Annotated in this window: 18 protein-coding genes; 8 read left to right on the forward strand and 10 right to left on the reverse strand. The window is 41.3% G+C overall.

The window, feature by feature from the left end:
• Nucleotides 1-23: 23 nt before the first annotated feature.
• Nucleotides 24-863 carry a TIGR02757 family protein gene (locus RIB15_RS08160; protein WP_350201655.1) on the forward strand — a complete coding sequence of 280 codons (840 nt, stop codon included), beginning with the start codon at nt 24-26 and terminating at the stop codon, nt 861-863.
• On the opposite strand, the gene RIB15_RS08165 is transcribed toward RIB15_RS08160, so the two are convergent.
• On the reverse strand, nt 864-1,631 hold the full coding sequence (locus RIB15_RS08165) for a hypothetical protein (RefSeq protein ID WP_350201656.1): 768 nt from the start codon (nt 1,629-1,631) through the stop codon (nt 864-866).
• A gap of 110 nt (nt 1,632-1,741) precedes the next feature.
• Here RIB15_RS08165 and rpsU point away from each other — a divergent pair, with 110 nt between their 5' ends.
• Nucleotides 1,742-1,936: a 30S ribosomal protein S21 gene (gene rpsU / locus RIB15_RS08170; RefSeq protein WP_255135103.1), complete on the forward strand. Its 195-nt coding sequence runs from the start codon at nt 1,742-1,744 to the stop codon at nt 1,934-1,936.
• A gap of 32 nt (nt 1,937-1,968) precedes the next feature.
• On the opposite strand, the gene radA is transcribed toward rpsU, so the two are convergent.
• From radA to RIB15_RS08190, 4 genes are all read right to left on the reverse strand, one after another.
• Nucleotides 1,969-3,309 (reverse strand): DNA repair protein RadA, encoded by a 1,341-nt coding sequence (radA, locus tag RIB15_RS08175; RefSeq protein ID WP_350201657.1) that lies wholly within the window; start codon nt 3,307-3,309, stop codon nt 1,969-1,971.
• A gap of 3 nt (nt 3,310-3,312) precedes the next feature.
• Nucleotides 3,313-4,284, reverse strand: coding sequence for a lysylphosphatidylglycerol synthase transmembrane domain-containing protein (locus RIB15_RS08180; RefSeq protein WP_350202051.1), 972 nt, complete (start codon nt 4,282-4,284; stop codon nt 3,313-3,315).
• Nucleotides 4,285-4,439: 155 nt separating this feature from the next.
• Entirely contained in the window at nt 4,440-5,516 is a 1,077-nt protein-coding gene (locus RIB15_RS08185; protein ID WP_350201658.1) for a class I fructose-bisphosphate aldolase, read from the reverse strand.
• A gap of 106 nt (nt 5,517-5,622) precedes the next feature.
• Nucleotides 5,623-6,828 (reverse strand): T9SS type A sorting domain-containing protein, encoded by a 1,206-nt coding sequence (locus RIB15_RS08190; protein ID WP_350201659.1) that lies wholly within the window; start codon nt 6,826-6,828, stop codon nt 5,623-5,625.
• A 178-nt stretch (nt 6,829-7,006) separates the two neighbouring features.
• On the opposite strand from RIB15_RS08190, the gene dusB reads away from it, so the two are divergent.
• Both dusB and RIB15_RS08200 read left to right on the forward strand, forming a co-directional pair.
• A complete protein-coding gene (gene dusB / locus RIB15_RS08195) occupies nt 7,007-7,996 on the forward strand; it encodes a tRNA dihydrouridine synthase DusB (protein ID WP_350201660.1) in 990 nt (329 codons plus the stop codon).
• Between the two features lie 123 nt (nt 7,997-8,119).
• On the forward strand, nt 8,120-8,320 hold the full coding sequence (locus tag RIB15_RS08200; RefSeq protein ID WP_350201661.1) for a hypothetical protein: 201 nt from the start codon (nt 8,120-8,122) through the stop codon (nt 8,318-8,320).
• A 39-nt stretch (nt 8,321-8,359) separates the two neighbouring features.
• Here the strand turns inward: RIB15_RS08200 and RIB15_RS08205 are convergent, their stop codons facing one another.
• Together RIB15_RS08205 and serS are read right to left on the reverse strand one after the other, a co-directional pair.
• Nucleotides 8,360-10,384, reverse strand: coding sequence for a S9 family peptidase (locus RIB15_RS08205; protein ID WP_350201662.1), 2,025 nt, complete (start codon nt 10,382-10,384; stop codon nt 8,360-8,362).
• A gap of 112 nt (nt 10,385-10,496) precedes the next feature.
• Complete coding sequence (gene serS / locus RIB15_RS08210) at nt 10,497-11,765, reverse strand: serine--tRNA ligase (protein ID WP_350201663.1); 1,269 nt, start codon at nt 11,763-11,765, stop codon at nt 10,497-10,499.
• A gap of 189 nt (nt 11,766-11,954) precedes the next feature.
• Here serS and RIB15_RS08215 point away from each other — a divergent pair, with 189 nt between their 5' ends.
• From RIB15_RS08215 to RIB15_RS08230, 4 genes are all read left to right on the forward strand, one after another.
• A complete protein-coding gene (locus tag RIB15_RS08215) occupies nt 11,955-12,437 on the forward strand; it encodes an Lrp/AsnC family transcriptional regulator (protein WP_350201664.1) in 483 nt (160 codons plus the stop codon).
• 149 nt (nt 12,438-12,586) lie between these two features.
• Complete coding sequence (locus RIB15_RS08220; protein WP_350201665.1) at nt 12,587-13,879, forward strand: sigma-54 interaction domain-containing protein; 1,293 nt, start codon at nt 12,587-12,589, stop codon at nt 13,877-13,879.
• Nucleotides 13,866-14,381 (forward strand): LptE family protein, encoded by a 516-nt coding sequence (locus RIB15_RS08225; protein ID WP_350201666.1) that lies wholly within the window; start codon nt 13,866-13,868, stop codon nt 14,379-14,381. Before RIB15_RS08220 ends, RIB15_RS08225 begins: the two co-directional genes overlap by 14 nt.
• A 56-nt stretch (nt 14,382-14,437) precedes the next feature.
• Nucleotides 14,438-15,064 carry a hypothetical protein gene (locus RIB15_RS08230; RefSeq protein ID WP_350201667.1) on the forward strand — a complete coding sequence of 209 codons (627 nt, stop codon included), beginning with the start codon at nt 14,438-14,440 and terminating at the stop codon, nt 15,062-15,064.
• A gap of 8 nt (nt 15,065-15,072) precedes the next feature.
• On the opposite strand, the gene RIB15_RS08235 is transcribed toward RIB15_RS08230, so the two are convergent.
• The 3 genes from RIB15_RS08235 to RIB15_RS08245 form a co-directional block, all read right to left on the reverse strand.
• Nucleotides 15,073-15,696 (reverse strand): MBL fold metallo-hydrolase, encoded by a 624-nt coding sequence (locus tag RIB15_RS08235; protein ID WP_350201668.1) that lies wholly within the window; start codon nt 15,694-15,696, stop codon nt 15,073-15,075.
• A gap of 64 nt (nt 15,697-15,760) precedes the next feature.
• On the reverse strand, nt 15,761-15,982 hold the full coding sequence (rpmE, locus tag RIB15_RS08240) for a 50S ribosomal protein L31 (RefSeq protein WP_255135117.1): 222 nt from the start codon (nt 15,980-15,982) through the stop codon (nt 15,761-15,763).
• A 72-nt stretch (nt 15,983-16,054) separates the two neighbouring features.
• Nucleotides 16,055-17,542: a sigma 54-interacting transcriptional regulator gene (locus RIB15_RS08245; RefSeq protein WP_350201669.1), complete on the reverse strand. Its 1,488-nt coding sequence runs from the start codon at nt 17,540-17,542 to the stop codon at nt 16,055-16,057.
• Nucleotides 17,543-17,577: the final 35 nt, after the last annotated feature.

The following is a 17,577-nucleotide window of genomic DNA, read 5'->3' on the forward strand; positions in this document are numbered from 1 at the left end:
TATAAATAATTCAGAGTAGTACTTTGCCCAAAAAAAGAAAAAACTTCAAAACCCTATCCAGAAATAAATTACTTGAGCTTAAATCTTTTCTGGATGAGCTTGTGAATAAGATTGAACAACCGGATTACATCAATGATGACCCGGTTCAATTCATGCACGCCTTCGAGGATAAACGGGATCAGGAACTTGCCGGTTTTTTTGCAGCAACCATGGCCTGGGGGCGCCGGGATATTGTGAATGCAAAAGTTGAAGAACTGCTTCAACGCATACAGTACAAACCTGCTGAATTTATTGAACATTATTCGGAAGATGATTTTTCAGCATTTGATGGCTTTAAGCACCGAACCTTTAAACCTGTTGACATTCACTGGCTAACGAAAATCTTGCAAACCATTCTTTTAAAGTACGGTTCCTTCGAACGTTTTTGGAAACACTGTTCTGATGAGGCTAAATGCCAGAAGAGAGAGTTGATTGCTGTTTTCCATGAGAAGTTTTTCACCTTTCATCCCGAAATGCCCGGACGAACTCGTAAACATGTATCCAATCCCGAGAAAAACAGTTCGGCCAAACGACTGTATATGTACCTGAGATGGTGTATTCGCAAGAACAGTCCGGTCGATCCGGGCATCATGGATTTTATGGCACCATCAGAGCTAAAAATTCCATTAGATGTACACGTAGCCCGTCAAGCTCGAAAATTAGGTTTGTTATCCAGAAAACAAAACGACTGGAAATCAGTGCTCGAATTGAATGCAAGATTGAAATTTCTCGACCCTGAAGATCCCGCTAAATATGATTATGCACTGTTCGGAATTGGTGTTTTGGGATCTGATATTCCTGATAAATATGTAATCAACCCTTAATTAGTACTTCATATATATGAATGCCCCGCCGTAGAGTAAAAAGGCCGTCAATATGGAGTACCCAAAGTATCCAAGAAAGAAGGTGAAAATTACTTTAACGTGGTCCATAAACCTGTTAAACCTAAGGTAACTTCTCATCACATAGTATGTGAAGCCAAGCATTATACCGATGGTCAATACCATATACCAGGAAGATAAAGCAAAACCTTGTTCATCAATTAATGGAGAGACCAGGGATGAAAAAATCGAGAAAGTGGTCAGGTTGTAAAGCATCATCACATAATGATAGACAAACTTTTCTTTTTTGGATTTAAAAAACATCCATGAGAAAAGAGCCATAATGGGGGCAAAAATAAGAATGGCTCCCACCTGTGAGAATTTTTCAGAAAACATGACTGACAATTCTAAGAAGCTGTCAAAGTACTTCTGCCAATCGAAGCCGGGCACTTGTGCCGAAAGAGTAGCAATAAAAGTATTGAGGTCTTCACCCGCTCCTTCTTCCAGTGCATGCCTGTATAGAGCTTCATAATCCACAAAAAAGCCGACTATCACAGCCGTTATAGCCAAAACAATGATCGCATACCTGAATGGGTTTATATAACGGCCCCTGTCGGTAAAATACGAATCGATGACCACACCCGGCGACTTTATCATATGCCATACCGTTACCGGAAGCCCCCTTTCAAGGCTTAATACATCCTGAGTAAGGTCTTTAAAAACACTGTTTTCAGTTACATTCGGTCTTTTTGATTCAGAAGTGTTACTCATAGTATAGCCCCCGCTACATATTTAAAATAGAATGTTAGATTAACCGACTTTTTTCTTATATTTGCAACCCCAATTCTGGGAAAAAATTAAACGAAAGGATGTGATACTTCATGTTAGGAGTCGAAGTTAAAGACAACGAAAGTGTTGACCGCGCAATAAATCGCTTCAAGAAACTGGTAACAAGATCACGTGTTCTTAATGAATACAAAGATCGTCAACAGTATACGAAGCCTTCTGTTGAGCGACGCGAAGCTTTGAAAAAAGCAAAACGTGAACAACGACGTCGCCAGCGCGACAACTTCTAAACGAAGTTAAACTCATTTGAGCCCTCTGGTTTTTAACCGAGGGCTTTTTTTATGGCCTGATGTACGTACCGAACCCCTTCTTTCTCTTTTGATGCCGGAAGAATAACCTGTTTATATCCCAATTTCTTTGCTTCTTTTTCACGCTGTTCAAGGTGAGGCACCGTCCGGATTTCTCCTCCCAAACCCACCTCGCCTATAAACGCCATATTTTGAGAAACCGCTTCATCCATTAAACTGGAAACCAAAGCACAGCATACACCTAAATCTCCGGCAGGATCGTTGAGTCTGAATCCACCCGCTATATTCAAATACACATCGTGATTAGAGAAGTTCTTACCTACTCTCTTTTCCAAAACCGCGAGTAATAAGGCCAGCCGGTTTCGGTCAAAACCGTTTGCTGTACGTTGGGGTGAACCGTATGACGATGGAGTTACAAGTGCTTGTACTTCAATCAAAAGCGGACGAGTTCCTTCCATCGTACAAACCACAGCATTTCCACTTACTCCGGATGTTTTATCAGAAATAAAGAGTTCAGATGGATTGGAAACTTCAATCAGCCCGTCCGATTTCATCTCAAAGACACCTACTTCCTGTGCTGCTCCGAAACGGTTCTTCAGGCTTCTAAGTAAACGATAGGTATACTGTTTATCGCCCTCAAACTGAAGAACCGTATCGACCATATGTTCCAGAACCCGTGGACCGGCTATGTCGCCTTCTTTAGTCACGTGTCCAATCACCAATGTGGTAATATTTTTCTTCTTGGCCAGCTGCTGGAACAAAGCCGCACATTCTTTCACCTGTTGAATGCTCCCCGGCATACTCGACAACTCGGTTCGGTACACTGTTTGTATGGAATCCACGATCAACAAGTCGGGCTTCATCTTTTGCGCTTCAGCGATGATATTATCCACCTGGGTTTCGTTGTAAATCAGCAGTTTATCTGATTCTACTCCAAGCCTGGCTGCCCGCTGTTTAATTTGTCCAGCCGATTCCTCTCCGGCACAATATAGAATGGTTAAATCAGGATTGGCTTTTGCGATCTGAAGCGTGAGTGTGCTTTTTCCTACTCCGGGTTCTCCTCCAATTAGCACGTAAGATCCCGGTAAAAATCCCCCTCCCAAAACCCGGTCCAACTCTGTAATATTACTTTTGAATCGGCTTTTTTCGGAAGTTTCTACCTCTTCTAATTTCTGAGGAGCCGCAGAGGATTCCAGCCCTTCAACTTTGGCTTTGTGTTTTGATGAAGACTTATTTTTACTGACCGTTTTTTCTACAAAGGTATTCCACTCGCCACACGACGGGCAGCTTCCATTCCACTTAGGCGAAATGTATCCACAGCTGGAGCATTCATATTGTGTTTTCACCTTCGCCATGAGTTAATCTTGTGTCTTTATTTCAACAACTTTTTGGTTCACATACCAGGTTGTGGCCATCATACCCAGCCCAATACTTATGTAGTAGCTTATTATCCTCCACAAGAAAACGGCCAGCCCAATAAAACCTTCACGGGAAATTAAAGGGCCCTGAAACAGTACAAAAAGTCCTTCCACGCCACCACTACCGCCGGGAGTTGGGACTACGAGAAAAGCCAGATTCATAGCTAAACTTCTCAACACCGACAGAACCTCCGGCGCAGGCAGCAGACTTAAAACTACAATTGTGGGTAAAGCTATTCTTGCCAGCCACGACATCGTTGACAGGAAAAAAGCTTTCAGCAAAAAACTAAGGGGCTTCTGACCCAGTTGCTGAGCATATTCTTCCAGGTTTTCAGCTTCCTCTTCAACCTTGTCACTCATTCTTCTGAGAAAAGGCAGCTTGAAAACAAACTTAACTACTTTTTTAATTGCAGCTGGATTCACTAAAACACCATAAGCTAGTAATCCGGCATAGCTCAATAGCCCCAAATAAAGCAAACCCATTGATACATCACCAACCAAACCTATTTCCGGAGGCACTACTTCATAAAAGATGCCGGATATCAACAGAATAGGTATGGCCAGGGCAAACCAGATTTGATCAAGTAATACACCATACAGAATAATGGCACCGGAATCGCCCAGCTTTATTCCTTCTTTGGTCATAGCATAGGTCGCCATAGGCGCACCACCAATGGTTGAAGGTGTTACAGCAGATGTAAAATCCCAGGCCAACACCACGCGAACTGAGGCATACCAGTCTAACTTTTTTTCTGACAGGAATCGAATCTTAGCGGCAGAAAACCACACCCTCAGCAATGAGACAACGAGAGCGATTATCAATCCTGGTAGTCGGCTTTTGGATAGATATTCCAATACCCCGGGAGTATAAGTCCAATATATAACCCCCGCCATAGTAGCAAGGCTTAACATTATGGATATAATCAGGTATTTCCTTGAAAACAAGGATTGGGGCTGGCTGATATTTACGGATTCAGAACTCAATTATTAGCTACTTAGATATAGATGGGCCTTCAATAAAAAAGCCTTACAGGTAAACCCTGTAAGGCTGTAATTATTTTGCACTATCAGGCTAGTGTGATTTCGTCGTTCAGGTAAACATCCTGAATCATATTCAATAGTTTCACACCTTCTTTCAGTGGTCGCTGAAATGCTTTACGTCCACTAATAAGCCCCATACCACCGGCACGTTTGTTAATGATGGCTGTTTTAACAGCATCGGCGAAGTCGTTGGATCCGGAAGCACCACCTGAATTAATCAATCCGGCACGCCCCATGAAGCAATTTGCTACCTGGTAACGAGTCAAGTCAATAGGATGGTCAGATGATAATTCTGAGTAGATACGCTCATCCAGTTTTCCATAGCTGGAGTCGCCACTATTCAGTGCTTTATAACCACCATTATTTGTTGGCTGCTTCTGCTTAATAATATCTGCACCCAGTGTAGTACCAAGGTGGTTTGCCTGACCTGTTAAGTCAGCTGAGGAATGATAGTCAACACCATCTACTTTAAATGCTTCATTTCGGGTGTAGCACCAAAGAATGGTTGCCATCCCCAGCTCATGAGCGTAGGCAAAAGCCTGGGCTACTTCCTGAATTTGTCGGCTTGATTCTTCGGAACCAAAGTAGATCGTTGCTCCAACCGCTGCAGCGCCCATATCATAAGCCTGATCAATAGTTCCAAACATAATTTGATCGTAGTTGTTTGGGTAGGTCAAAAGCTCATTGTGATTAATTTTAACCACAAACGGGATTTTGTGTGCATACTTTCTTGAAACAGAAGCCAACGCCCCAAATGTGGAAGCTACTGCATTGCAACCCGCTTCAATAGCTAAGTTTACAATACGCTCAGGGTCAAAATAATCTGGATTTTTAGCAAATGAGGCACCTGCGGAGTGCTCAATTCCCTGATCTACAGGCAGAATTGACAAAAAACCAGTACCGCCCAAACGGCCATTGTTTAAAAGTCTTTGAAGATTTTGCAGAACCCGGTTGTTTCGATCCGAATGGTACCAAACATCGTCAACATAGTTTGCGGTTGGTTTGATCAGGCGGTCTTGACTGATAGTCTGACATTTGTGACTAAGTAGATCAGAAGCTTCATCTCCCAGAAGTTCTTCGATACTGTTAATTCCTAGTGACATATTAAGTTTTCCCTTATTAGAATTAGTTTTCTTGTGAGTGAGTAAGTGGGCTGAAAATATAAGCCTAAAAGAGGGGAATGGCTAAAGGGAACTTTTAAGAATTAACCTATTTAATTAATGTCATACTTTGGGTGGTTGTACCTGCATTGGTTTTAATCTGATAGAAATAAGTACCACTTGGTAAATTGGTTGCTTCAAAACTGACCTTATGGCTGCCCGCTTGTTTAAATTCACTACTTATCAAACTGCGAACTTTTTGTCCTAAAAAATTATACACATTCAAAGATACAGACATTGCTTCCGGAAGATTATACGAAATGACTGTTTGAGGATTGAATGGGTTTGGGTAATTATTGAAAAGCTCTACTTCTTGTGGAATCTCTGCATTGAAACCTTCTTCAGCTGAAGTGACAATACTCCATCCCGTTACAAATAAAGCATCCCTTGTGAATGAAATTTCTTTCACCAACTCTTTTTCTGAACCATCAAGGTTTGAACGGTATATGGCACCTCCCTGCCCAGAGAACAGATAGTCCTCAACCCAATAAATTTTACCCGTTGTTTCTTCAATATCTATAGCGGCAGGACTATCAGCATCTGCAATTGATTCCACATCACCCCCACTCAATGGAACTCTCCTGATTTCATCATTGCTGGAGTCTGTCCAGTAGGCAAACTCTGATTGCGTATCCAATGTAATACCAGTCGGCTGTATGTAGGACGCCATTTCAACCACAGTGGAAACACCGCCTCCGTCTATATTTGCACTCATTATGGCACCTGATTTAACCCAGTACATTTTTCCGTTAGCTTCATCAAGGTCAATGTCCAGTATTCCGTTTGTCACGCCGTTGGATTCCCCTGCAATCAGCTCTTCAGTTTCACTACCATCCATATTAGCCCTGTAGATGGCACCATCATTTCTGAGATCAGCCCAATACATTTTCCCATTATCGGTATCCAACGCAATCCCTCGTGCATTCGGACTTTCGGTTAAAACCTCGCTTTTCAAGCTGTCTAAATCTGCCCGATATATTTCGGAATCAAAAGCACTATCCTGAGTCCAGTATACATATCCGCCTGAAGTATCAACAGCAACGGAATTGATAGGAAGTGAACCTCCTTCAGCAATAAATATTGGCTCTGCACCACTGTTCTGCTGTACCCATAAGGTGTCATCTGATACATAATAGATTTGAGCTTCTGCCAGGTTTGGCATCAGCATATAAGCAATACAGGTAACAACGAATGCAGTTATTGATTGGAAAAATGTAGTAGAATTGAGCATCGGATTTTTAAATAGTTTTTTCATTAATGAGTTCTGAAAGCTTTCTTTCTTCATTTATTTACGAAACAGGTAATTGAATTGGCTCATACTACTTGAACATTTCATTATATAACACAGCTCCTCACTACGTATTGGAATTATAAATCCAGGATAAAAACTGTATCTTTAATTTTAAAATTAAGATCAAAACAATTCATCAGTAATGAATATCGGTCCCATCGAATTACCAGAACAACCCCTGTTTCTTGCTCCTATGGAGGATGTTACAGACTCCCCCTTCCGGCAGCTTTGCCGTCGAAAAGGAGCTGACATTGTGTTCACAGAATTTATCAGTTCAGAAGCCATAATCCGGGATTCTGACATCGCTATGCAAAAGATGGATTTTGAGGAAATGGAACGTCCGTTTGGGGTTCAGATTTTTGGTGGCCGGGAAGAGGCTATGGAAGGGGCGGCAAAAGTAGCCGTGGATCAGAATCCTGATCTGGTTGATATTAATTTTGGATGTCCTGTTTATAAGATCGTAAAAAAAGGTGCAGGTGCCGGTTGCCTCAAAGACCTCGCCATGATGGAGCGGATGGCTGGTACTGTAGTAGATGCTGTTACAGATCGCCCGGTTACGGTTAAAACACGTCTGGGATGGGATGACAACACCATCAAAATTCAGGAAGTTGCCCTCATGCTTCAAAAACTTGGTGTTAAGGCGCTTACTGTTCACGCCAGAACCAGGTCTCAAAAATATAAAGGTGATGCAAGATGGGACTGGCTAAAAAAGTTAAAGAATACACCGGGGTTGGAAATCCCTATTATTGGTAATGGTGATGTCACCTCCCCAGAGCTTGCCAAAAAAATGTTCGAAGAAACCGGAGTGGACGGGGTAATGATTGGCCGGGGCGCTATTGGCAATCCATGGATTTTTGAACAAACCCGCCATTACCTTGAAACGGGTGAATTACTTCCTGAACCAACTGTTCGTCAGCGGGTTGAATTATGTGCGGAACAATTACGGCTTTCTGTTCAGCAACACGGAGAGCGGTATGGTGTTATCATCATGAAGAAACATTATGGACAATACCTGAAAGGGGTTCGGAATGGCAAAAATCTTCGTATGCAACTTATGGAACATGACGAGATGGATCCGATTCTGGAGCTTCTGTACAATTTCGATGAGACTGAAATTCATGCCGTAGCTTGACAGAAGCAGCTGGATTTGATAGCACAACCCTGTTTTCTATACACTGAGGAACTGATCACCAGAAATTGAATCTTTTCCTGACTTGGGTCGTATTCTGCTAAACCTTTGAACTAAAACACTCCCATGCTAGCACGATTAGCCCGACTTTTTAAATCCCTTCTTGGAGCATCAGCCATAGCAGCTTCTCCCCTCAAAGCCATTACAGGTATCGTTATTAGCATCATTCTACCCTACTTGTTATATGCCTTTCTAGGTGGATTTGGAATAGCTTTAGCTTTGGTGGGCATTATCTGGGGAATTGTATGGCTGGCAAAAAAAAAGTAGTAAACTTTTGCCAGTCACACATTAACTAGCCCATTCCATCTATTCTTCTGAATCTTTCTTCTCTGATGTAGTATCAGATTTACGCACCCAAGGCTCCCAATCTTTTCCTAATGTATATTTTTGAATCCACTTAATTTCTTCTATATCACGGGTTCGCTGATTTCTTGGCTCTCTAAACCCATGCCCTTCCCTTTTAAATGAAATATACCGTGTGTCAACTTTTCCAATATCCCTAAGATAAGTAAAGAAAATTTGGCTCTGTTCAGGAGTATCAACCCTGTCTCCCTGACCATGCAAAAATAAAGTAGGTGTTTTTACGTCCTTTGCGTGCATAGCCGGAGACCGCTCTCTGTATGCTTCCGGATTCGACCATGGAGTGCCACCTATGTACCAAAGACTTATATCAAAGTTAAAACCAAGAGCATATTCAGAAGTCCAATCTGAAACCATTGCCCCAAGTGATGCCGCTTTAAACCGATCCGTTTTTGTTATAACAGTTCCGCCTAAAATACCCCCATAACTCCATCCTCTGACGGCCATTTTATTCGGATCAATTTTCTTATCGTCAATCATTTTGTCTACTCCAGTCATTAAATCCTGGAAATCTCCATCTCCAATATCCTGCATATTTGCTCTAAGAAACTCATCGCCATAAGCTGTACTTCCGCGGACATTTGGTGCCAGCTGTACATATCCCAATCCTGCCCAAATATGATATCTTGGACTAAAACTATTCATAAAAACACCGGCGGGCCCTCCGTGAATATGTAGTAAAAACGGAGCTTTGCCATTATTTTTGATATCTGACGGGCGATATTCTATGCCTTCAATTTCCATACCATCGGAACTCGCCCAGTTTACAATCTCATATTCAGCAAGCTTAAGACTGTCTTTTATAAATGGATTCAGGTTGGTCAAACGCACCGGGTTATCAATTTCATCTACTTTTGCCACATAAAGATCGGGAGCTGTTACTATGTCTTCTTTGGTAAAAAGCACCTTCTCCCGGCTTTTGTCAAAATCTATAATATTGATCGAACCTTTTACATTTGAATGCTGGGTGATTTCTCCATTTTCTGTTTTAAGTGAATAAAGGTTAGCATTTGTTCTTACGATCCCATTAAATAAGACAGTGTTGCCATCATTAGTCAAATAAAAGTCTCTGATCTCGCCATTAAATTCACCTGAAAGAACTTCGTATTCCCGAGAATCAGCGTTCATTCTCCAGAGTTTATCTTGTCGAAGTTCCCACTCTTTATCATCGGGAGCAGTGTATAAGAAATGTTCATTATCAGGCAGCCAGGTTAAATTATTTTCTGGCGCTTTATTTTCGGTGAGACGGATTGCGGTAGTATCTCCCGCCGGCAACATATATATTTCGGAAAGGTTACCTTGATTTCTTCGATTCTCAAACCTTAAGGTTAAAAGAATTTTTTCCTGATTCGGTGAAACTTCAAAATCACCAATTATATTTTCCCCACGGGTAAGCTTCGTTTCTTTCTTTGACTCCAGATCAAATTTCCACAAGTGATTCCAGTCCCCTTCTGTTTGACCATTTGGAGCTTCATCCATAAAAAAGTGATCGTAACCAGCTTTATATTTCTTCTTTTCTTTATCACTTTTAGGTACGTCAGCTACAAAATATATGGCTTTACTATCACTTGACCACTCATAACTGCCCACGCTATTTTCATGCTTTGTAAGTTGAATGGCTTCTCCCCCCTGGGTAGGCAATAAGAAGAGTTGAGAATTGCCATCAACTGTTCTTTTAAGTGAAATATAGTTGCCATCCGGTGAATATTGCATGCTGCTTGCACCTTCTTCACCTATATATTGATAACTTTCACCACTATCAGCTGGTATATAATGGTATGTGGTTTCGTATTTATTTTTCTCCCAGTTTAATTTCGTTTTGCCGAAAATAACCGAATTTCCATCTGGTGAAATCATAGAGGATCCCACTCTTATCATGTCGAGATAGTCATCCGTAGTCATAGCACGTTTTTGTGCCGAAATATCTAAAGCAACGAATAGTAAAAGTATTGAAAGAATAAATTGACGCATAAGAACTATATTGTTTTTTTCAAAAACTGAATATAATAGTATAAGCGCCAAAACAAAGAGTAATTACCTTTTTATAGAGAAGTTTCCAGACAATTACTCCATAAGCTACTATCTACAAGTAATCTTTACCCATAAATGGCTTCAATACTTCAGGCACTCTTACCTTTCCATCCTCTTCCTGGTAAGCTTCCAAAATTGCTGACACCACACGCGGAAGTGCCAATCCCGATCCATTTAAAGTATGTAATGTCTCTATTTCTTTTTCATCTTTTCGGTATCTGAGTTGCATTCGTCGGGCCTGGAAACTTTCAAAATTAGAACAGGAACTTACTTCCAACCAGCGCTTTTGGCCCGGACTCCAAACTTCAAGATCATATTTCTTACTCTGGGTAAAACCCATATCTCCGGTACACATCAAAAGCGTTCGGTAAGGAAGTTCAAGGGCTTCGAGTAATTTTTCTGCATGCTCCCTGAGGCTTTCCAGCTCGTCATAAGAGTCTTCCGGTTTCACGATTTTCACCAGTTCTACTTTATCAAACTGATGAAGCCTGTTCAATCCGCGTACATCTTTGCCGTAAGAGCCGGCCTCACGCCTCCAGCATGGAGTATGGCAAACATATTTCAGGGGCAAATCCTTAAGCTCAATGATTTCATCACGGTGAAAATTGGTAACCGGAACTTCAGCCGTTGGAATGGTGAAGAATTCATCCCGTGGAATAACATACATCATATCTTCCTTATCCGGAATCTGACCTGTTCCCCTTGCTGAATCTTCATTTACAAAATAAGGAGCCTGAAGCTCGGTATACCCTGTCTTTCCAGCTTCATTGATGAAATAGTTGATCAGTGCTCTTTGCAATTGAGCAACTCCACCAACGTAAAATGGGAAACCGGCTCCTGTAACCTTAACACCTCGTTCAAAATCAACCCAACCGTGTCGTTCGGTCAATTCCCAGTGAGGCTTGCGCCATTCATCCTTGCTTGGCTCACCCCAGGTTTTAAAAGTCTGATTGTCATCTTCAGTAGCCCCAACCGGAACACTGGGATGGGGAACATTTGGAATCCGGAGCAACATATCATCACGCCTTTCGCGGAGCTCTTTAACCTCCTCTTCAATCTCTTTTATCTTTTCCTTCATCTCAGAAGTTTTTTTGATAATCTCCTGAGCCTCTTCTTTTTTTCCCTGCCCCATCAGCTTTCCTATCTCCTTCGCTTTTGTGTTACTTTCACTGCGAAGCAAATCTCCTTCATGCACTTTTGATCTCCATTCTTCATCTATGGCAAGTACTTTTTCAACTACCGAAATATCTTTCTCACCTTTATTGATGATAGCCTTTTCTACCCGTTGCTGGTTTTCTTTGATGAAGTTGATGTCGAGCATATTTGAATACTAAATGTTTGAAGATTTAAGCATCAAAGATAAGAGGTATTCGCCTTTTTGTTATACCTTTTTTAGACCTATTAATTTTAGAAATACATCTTGATTGGAAGCGCTTTTTGTATTGACTACCTAAATAATTAAGGTTATCATTCGACATTCAAAGAATTTTTAGGGAATCTAAGGCAAATTATGAGTCATTTATTAGACGATACCGATCTGGCTATTTTAAATCATCTTCAGGAACATGGACGAGCTCAGCGAAATACGATTGCTGAATTAGTAAACCTTTCCGTCCCTTCCGTTTCCGAAAGAATGAAAAAGCTGGAAGAACGTGGCCTCATAGAAGGCTATAAAGCGATTCTTAATAGCAAGAAATTCCATTTTGATATAACAGCCTTTATTTTTGTTCAGGTCGATGGTTCTGAGAACTATAAAGCTTTTGTTGAAAAAGCCGCAGAAGAGAGAGAAGTTTTAGAATGCCACTCAATTACCGGCGACGGTTCGCACTTCCTCAAAGTGCGAACAAAGAACACGGGTTCCTTTGAAAGTCTCCTTTCCAGAATTCAAGCCTGGGAAGGTGTCAGTAAAACCCGCTCAAACCTTGTCTTATCCAGCTTTAAGGAAACAAGATCGCTACCTGTCGAGCATGCTGTTGAGCTTATAAAGCAATAGAACAGCTCCAATTTACCCACATATTTCATTTACTTACTAGAGCAGGAATCGTTAACTTACGTCATTCTGACAGTATGTAATTCTAAAGGTATCAGTGATATCAATGCAGCTTGCCTGACAATCAGCTGATACTTAATTCTATTTTTTATATGGATCGCGAAGTATTTCAAGAACAGTTTGGTTTGCTTGGCAGCTCTGAAGCCATGCGACAGGTTATCGATAAGATTATGCAAGTCGCTAAAACCGATATCACCGTAACTTTACAAGGTGAGAGTGGAGTAGGTAAAGATGTGACAGCAAGGGCTATTCATTCCATGAGTGACCGCAGCCGAAACAACCTTGTTATTGTAAACTGCGGGGCTATCCCTGAAGGTATTATTGAAAGTGAATTATTCGGACATGAGAAAGGTGCTTTTACCGGAGCTGAGACCTCCCGTGAAGGCTACTTTGAGAAAGCTAACGGCGGTACCATTTTCCTTGATGAAATCGGAGACACTCCCAAAAATGTTCAGGTGAAATTGCTTCGGGTACTCGAAAACGGGGAGTTTTTCAGAGTAGGATCAAGCAAAGTGCAAACAACGGATGTACGAGTCATCGCTGCCACTAATCAGAATCTCTGGCAAATGGTACAGGACGGAGCATTCCGGGAAGACCTCTACTATCGCCTTGATACCGTACAAATTAAACTACCGCCATTGCGGGACAGGCAAGAAGATGTTATCCCAATATTCAGAAAGTTTGTAGAAGAATATTCAGCCCGATATGATTCTGTTTTTAAAGGTTTTTCTGATGAAGCAAGAGAGTTGCTGATTTCCTATCGATGGCCAGGCAACATCAGAGAGCTTAGAAATGTAGCCGAACAGCTTGTTGTACTGGAGAAATCACAATTCATTGACAAAGATAAGCTCCAGAAATATCTGAAAGGCCGGCAAAGGCAAGGCAGAACAGACAACCTCCCCATGGTGGCTAATGATACTTACCGCGAAGAAGCTACAGGACCGGGAAATGACTTCGACCGAAAAGACCGTGAACTGGTTTACAGGGCTCTGGTTGAACTCAGAAATGACATAGCTGACGTCAAAAAGATGTTTGCTAATTTCCTTTACTCCACGTTTTCAAGTAAAAACCTGAAGGCATTGCCTGCTTCTGTCAGGGATGAAATGGATAAATCAGAAGCCCCCGGAGTTAATGTTGATCTGGGTGATCATGCCACGCTTGGAATGCAATCCATGCCCGAGACCCCTGATTTGGACGAAGGAGAAGAATCAGAATTAGTAGATTTTCTTCAGAATGATGAGATTCCTTCTATTGAGGAAGCAGAAAAATTTCTTATCCAGCAGGCGCTTAAACGCTTTGATGGAAACCGCAGAAAAGCTTCAGAAACGTTGGGTGTAAGTGAACGAACCTTGTATCGAAAACTGGATCAGTATGGACTGGAATAGAATTATCCTTTTATTAACGCTGTGCTTTTCCCTGATTTTCGGAGGCTGCCTGAGATATAGTTTCACAGGTGCGTCTATTCCGCCTGGCGTCAACACCATTTTTATTCCCTTTTTCCCGGATCAGTCTAACAGTGGACTCGGGGATCTAAGTGACCGTCTGAATGAAGTATTAATCAACCGTTTCGTAAATCAAAGCAAGCTGCAGTTGGCTAATAATGAAAATGATGCCGATGCAGTTTTGGATGGTGTTATTACAGCGTACACGAACCGCCCCTTTAGTATAGGTGGCAACGAACAGTCTAACGAAAATGAAGTTTCAATCAGTGTTCGGGCAACGTTTAAATATGCTTCGAAAGAAGAACCAGAATGGACCAACACTTTTGCCGGTAAATTTACTTATGATCCTACTGAAGACCCTATAGATGGTGAAAACCAGGCTGCAAACAGTGCTCTCGAACAAGTTGCCAATAATATGTTCAACGATGCTGTAAGTAATTGGTAATTAGCTTTGATTGTAATCACACTTCACTTTATTATAGTTCAGTTTTAATACAGCACATGCAAGAACTGCCATTCAACATACCAAAGTCTTTATCTTCCTACGTTGAAAAGTTTGAAGAGAATCCGGATGAGATTACTCAAAAACTCAAGAAGCATTTGAAGAAACGAGGGCCTGATGCCGTAGGCCATTTTTTACTTTCCTGGTTTTATCACCTTCAGGACAAAAAACCGGATGCCATTAAACAGGCTTTGAAAGCCAAAACGTACGCCCCCGGAAGTCCCTTAATGGAACATCTGCATTACTTTCTGGTTCACCCCGAAAAATTTGAAGCGGCCATCCCCACTACGTCGTATACATCCTCGAAACTTAAATTACAGCAAGGCTCGCGTACGTCTCCGATTCTGGATTTAGACCGGCTCATTGAAATGCTGGAAGCGGTTGAATCGAAAAGAATTCAAATTCCTACAGATGATGAGGATTTTGATGATTCAGATCTGAGTAAAGAGTCGGAAGAAATTGATGATATGGTTACGGAGACTTTGGCCAAAATTCACTCCAAGCAGGGTCGAAAGTCGGAGGCCATCAAAATGTACGAGCGACTCATCGATAAAGACCAGGAAAAGGCTGAGCATTATCAAAATCAGATTGATAAGCTCAAGAGCAAGCAGCAATCAACTGACTGATCAAGAGCCTACTTAACAAAGGGATTATTCTGTTTCTCGTGAGCAATCGTAGTTTCAGGTCCATGGCCAGGGTAAACCGTCGTATTTTCTGGTAATGAATAGAGCTTTTCTTTGATACTTTCGGCGAGCAGCTCGAAATTTCCTTTGTATAAATCTGTTCGGCCTATACTTTCTTTGAACAAAGCATCTCCGGCTATTACCAACTCTTCCTTAGAAAAATAAAGAGAAACGTGATCCGGTGAATGACCCGGCGTATACAAACATTCAAATTCAAAATTACCTATTTCAAATGAACCTTGACCAGGTAAAGCTTCCGGTTCAAAACTGAAACCTGTTTGGTTAATTCCGAACATTTGTGCCTGGCTTCCAAAATTTTCCCACAAAAAACGATCTTCCGCACTTAAATAAACCGGTACTTTAAAATCATTTCTCAACCGGCTCAGCCCTAAAACATGATCAACATGAGCGTGTGTTAGCACTACAGCTTTCAACTCACCTGTAATGCTTTCTTTTACCCTTTGATATTCCGGTTCATTAGAAAAGCCCGGATCAATAATAAGATGTTGTCCATTTTTAGTGAGCAGATAAGTATTCTCTAAAAAGGGTCCGACTTCAAATTTTTTAATTTCCATAGACTAAATAAAAAAAGGATGCACCTTTACAGATACATCCTTTTGAATAAAATGATTGCTAAAATTACTTGTCGTCACCTTTTCCGTATCGGCGCTTGAAGCGATCAACACGTCCGGCTGTTGACGTAAAAGTGTTACTCTTGGTGTAGAATGGATGATTTTTTGAGTCAACCTCGCTGCGATACACTCCGTCTTTGGTATCCATAGTGCTGCGGGTTTGAACCTCAGTACCATCGCTCATCACTACCGTAATTTCTTTGTAATCTGGATGAATTCCTTTTTTCATGGTCTTATACTTGCTTGAAATTTGCAAAGGCTTTAAATATAAGGCTAACAAAAACTGAATTCAATCTAATTATCACTCAAATTCATCGTAGCCTTCCTCGTCTATATCTCCCAGCGAAGAGAACATAGAACCTAACATATCAGTGTATAAAGTTTGATCGTCAAGGTCTTGCTTGCTGAGCATTGAGTTCTGATGCAGAGCCTCTAATACAAAATCCATCCAAATGTATTGCTCGGATGTGTTCGCATCATTGATCTGATTTTCAACCAACACCTTCAACCCTTTTACTCCGTCAAGCACTTTTTCGTACTCTTTGTTAGGTAAAGTATCTGATATGCTAATTTCATTTCCATCAGCAAACCAATCCATAATTTCTTTATAAGTCGACTTTTTGTCCTCTGATTTTGCTTGTGGATCAGGGAAATGTACCTTGAAAATTTTACTGACAGCTTTCCCTAATATGTGTTTTGCTACGCTGATGGCTCCTTCCTGCTCTCCTTCATAAACCAATTCTATTTTTCCGGTGAGAGCGGGAACCATATGATATAAGTCGGCAATCCTTACGGTCGTTTCTTTCTCGTTGTTTAATATGGCGCGCCGTTCGGCCGATGATACGACTTGTTCCAGGGCGGTGATCGTCATTCGGGTGGAAACCCCACTTTTTTGATCTACGTACTCTGATTCCCGGGCCTCAAAAGCCGCTTTTTCTATTACTTCCCGGTATAAATCAGGAATATGAATTTTAATACCGGTCTCTCGCTCCTGCCATGCTTCCTGTTTTGTGATATTGACTCCCACACCCAATTCTTTTGGATAATGAGTTATAATTTGAGAGTCTATTCGGTCTTTCAACGGAGTAATGATATTTCCACGATTGGTGTAATCCTCCGGATTTGCAGAAAAAGCCATAGACACATCCAAAGGAATACGAACATTAAAGCCCCGAATCTGGATATCTCTTTCCTGCATAATATTCAAAAGTGCTACCTGAATTCTGGGTTGAAGATCAGGCAACTCATTAATCACAAAAATACCACGATTGGTTCTTGGAATAAGCCCAAAGTTGATCACATTTTGGTCAGCAAGTGTTAACTTTTTTGTTGCTGCTTTGATAGGATCTATATCACCAATTAAATCGGCTACCGTTGTATCTGGTGTAGCCAGCTTTTCGCCATATCGGAAAGACCGATGCAGCCATTCAATGGGTGTATCATCCCCTTTTTCTTCAACCAGTTCCTTAGCATATTTTGAAAGTGGATTCAAGGGATCATCATTAATCTCTGAACCTTTTACTATTGGAATGTATTCATCCAAAAAGTTTACCAGCAAACGGAGCATTCTGGTTTTAGCCTGTCCGCGCAGTCCCAATAAGATCATATCGTGCCGTGATAGTAAAGCGTGCTGCACTTGTGGGATTACGGTTTTATCGTATCCAAGAATCCCGGGAAAAAGCTCTTCCCCGCTTCGCATTTTTTGAATTAAATTTTTACGAATCTCCTCTTTGACCGATATGGATTGCCAACCACTTTCTTTAAGTTCTCCTAGTGTACTCGCCTTCATTCTGATCCTTCGATGTGATGTGATTTCCTCATTTG

It is taken from the genome of Gracilimonas sp. (assembly GCF_040218225.1).
Classification (GTDB): Bacteria; Bacteroidota; Rhodothermia; order Balneolales; family Balneolaceae; genus Gracilimonas.

Coding starts and splice junctions, on each gene's coding strand:
- RIB15_RS08165 (WP_350201656.1), bottom strand. CDS start 1,631: ATGAGTAACACTTCTGAATCAAAAAGACCGAATGTAACTGAAAACAGT.
- rpsU (WP_255135103.1), top strand. CDS start 1,742: ATGTTAGGAGTCGAAGTTAAAGACAACGAAAGTGTTGACCGCGCAATA.
- radA (WP_350201657.1), bottom strand. CDS start 3,309: ATGGCGAAGGTGAAAACACAATATGAATGCTCCAGCTGTGGATACATT.
- RIB15_RS08180 (WP_350202051.1), bottom strand. CDS start 4,284: ATGTTAAGCCTTGCTACTATGGCGGGGGTTATATATTGGACTTATACT.
- RIB15_RS08185 (WP_350201658.1), bottom strand. CDS start 5,516: ATGTCACTAGGAATTAACAGTATCGAAGAACTTCTGGGAGATGAAGCT.
- RIB15_RS08190 (WP_350201659.1), bottom strand. CDS start 6,828: ATGAAAAAACTATTTAAAAATCCGATGCTCAATTCTACTACATTTTTC.
- dusB (WP_350201660.1), top strand. CDS start 7,007: ATGAATATCGGTCCCATCGAATTACCAGAACAACCCCTGTTTCTTGCT.
- RIB15_RS08200 (WP_350201661.1), top strand. CDS start 8,120: ATGCTAGCACGATTAGCCCGACTTTTTAAATCCCTTCTTGGAGCATCA.
- RIB15_RS08205 (WP_350201662.1), bottom strand. CDS start 10,384: ATGCGTCAATTTATTCTTTCAATACTTTTACTATTCGTTGCTTTAGAT.
- serS (WP_350201663.1), bottom strand. CDS start 11,765: ATGCTCGACATCAACTTCATCAAAGAAAACCAGCAACGGGTAGAAAAG.
- RIB15_RS08215 (WP_350201664.1), top strand. CDS start 11,955: ATGAGTCATTTATTAGACGATACCGATCTGGCTATTTTAAATCATCTT.
- RIB15_RS08220 (WP_350201665.1), top strand. CDS start 12,587: ATGGATCGCGAAGTATTTCAAGAACAGTTTGGTTTGCTTGGCAGCTCT.
- RIB15_RS08225 (WP_350201666.1), top strand. CDS start 13,866: ATGGACTGGAATAGAATTATCCTTTTATTAACGCTGTGCTTTTCCCTG.
- RIB15_RS08230 (WP_350201667.1), top strand. CDS start 14,438: ATGCAAGAACTGCCATTCAACATACCAAAGTCTTTATCTTCCTACGTT.
- RIB15_RS08235 (WP_350201668.1), bottom strand. CDS start 15,696: ATGGAAATTAAAAAATTTGAAGTCGGACCCTTTTTAGAGAATACTTAT.
- rpmE (WP_255135117.1), bottom strand. CDS start 15,982: ATGAAAAAAGGAATTCATCCAGATTACAAAGAAATTACGGTAGTGATG.
- RIB15_RS08245 (WP_350201669.1), bottom strand. CDS start 17,542: ATGAAGGCGAGTACACTAGGAGAACTTAAAGAAAGTGGTTGGCAATCC.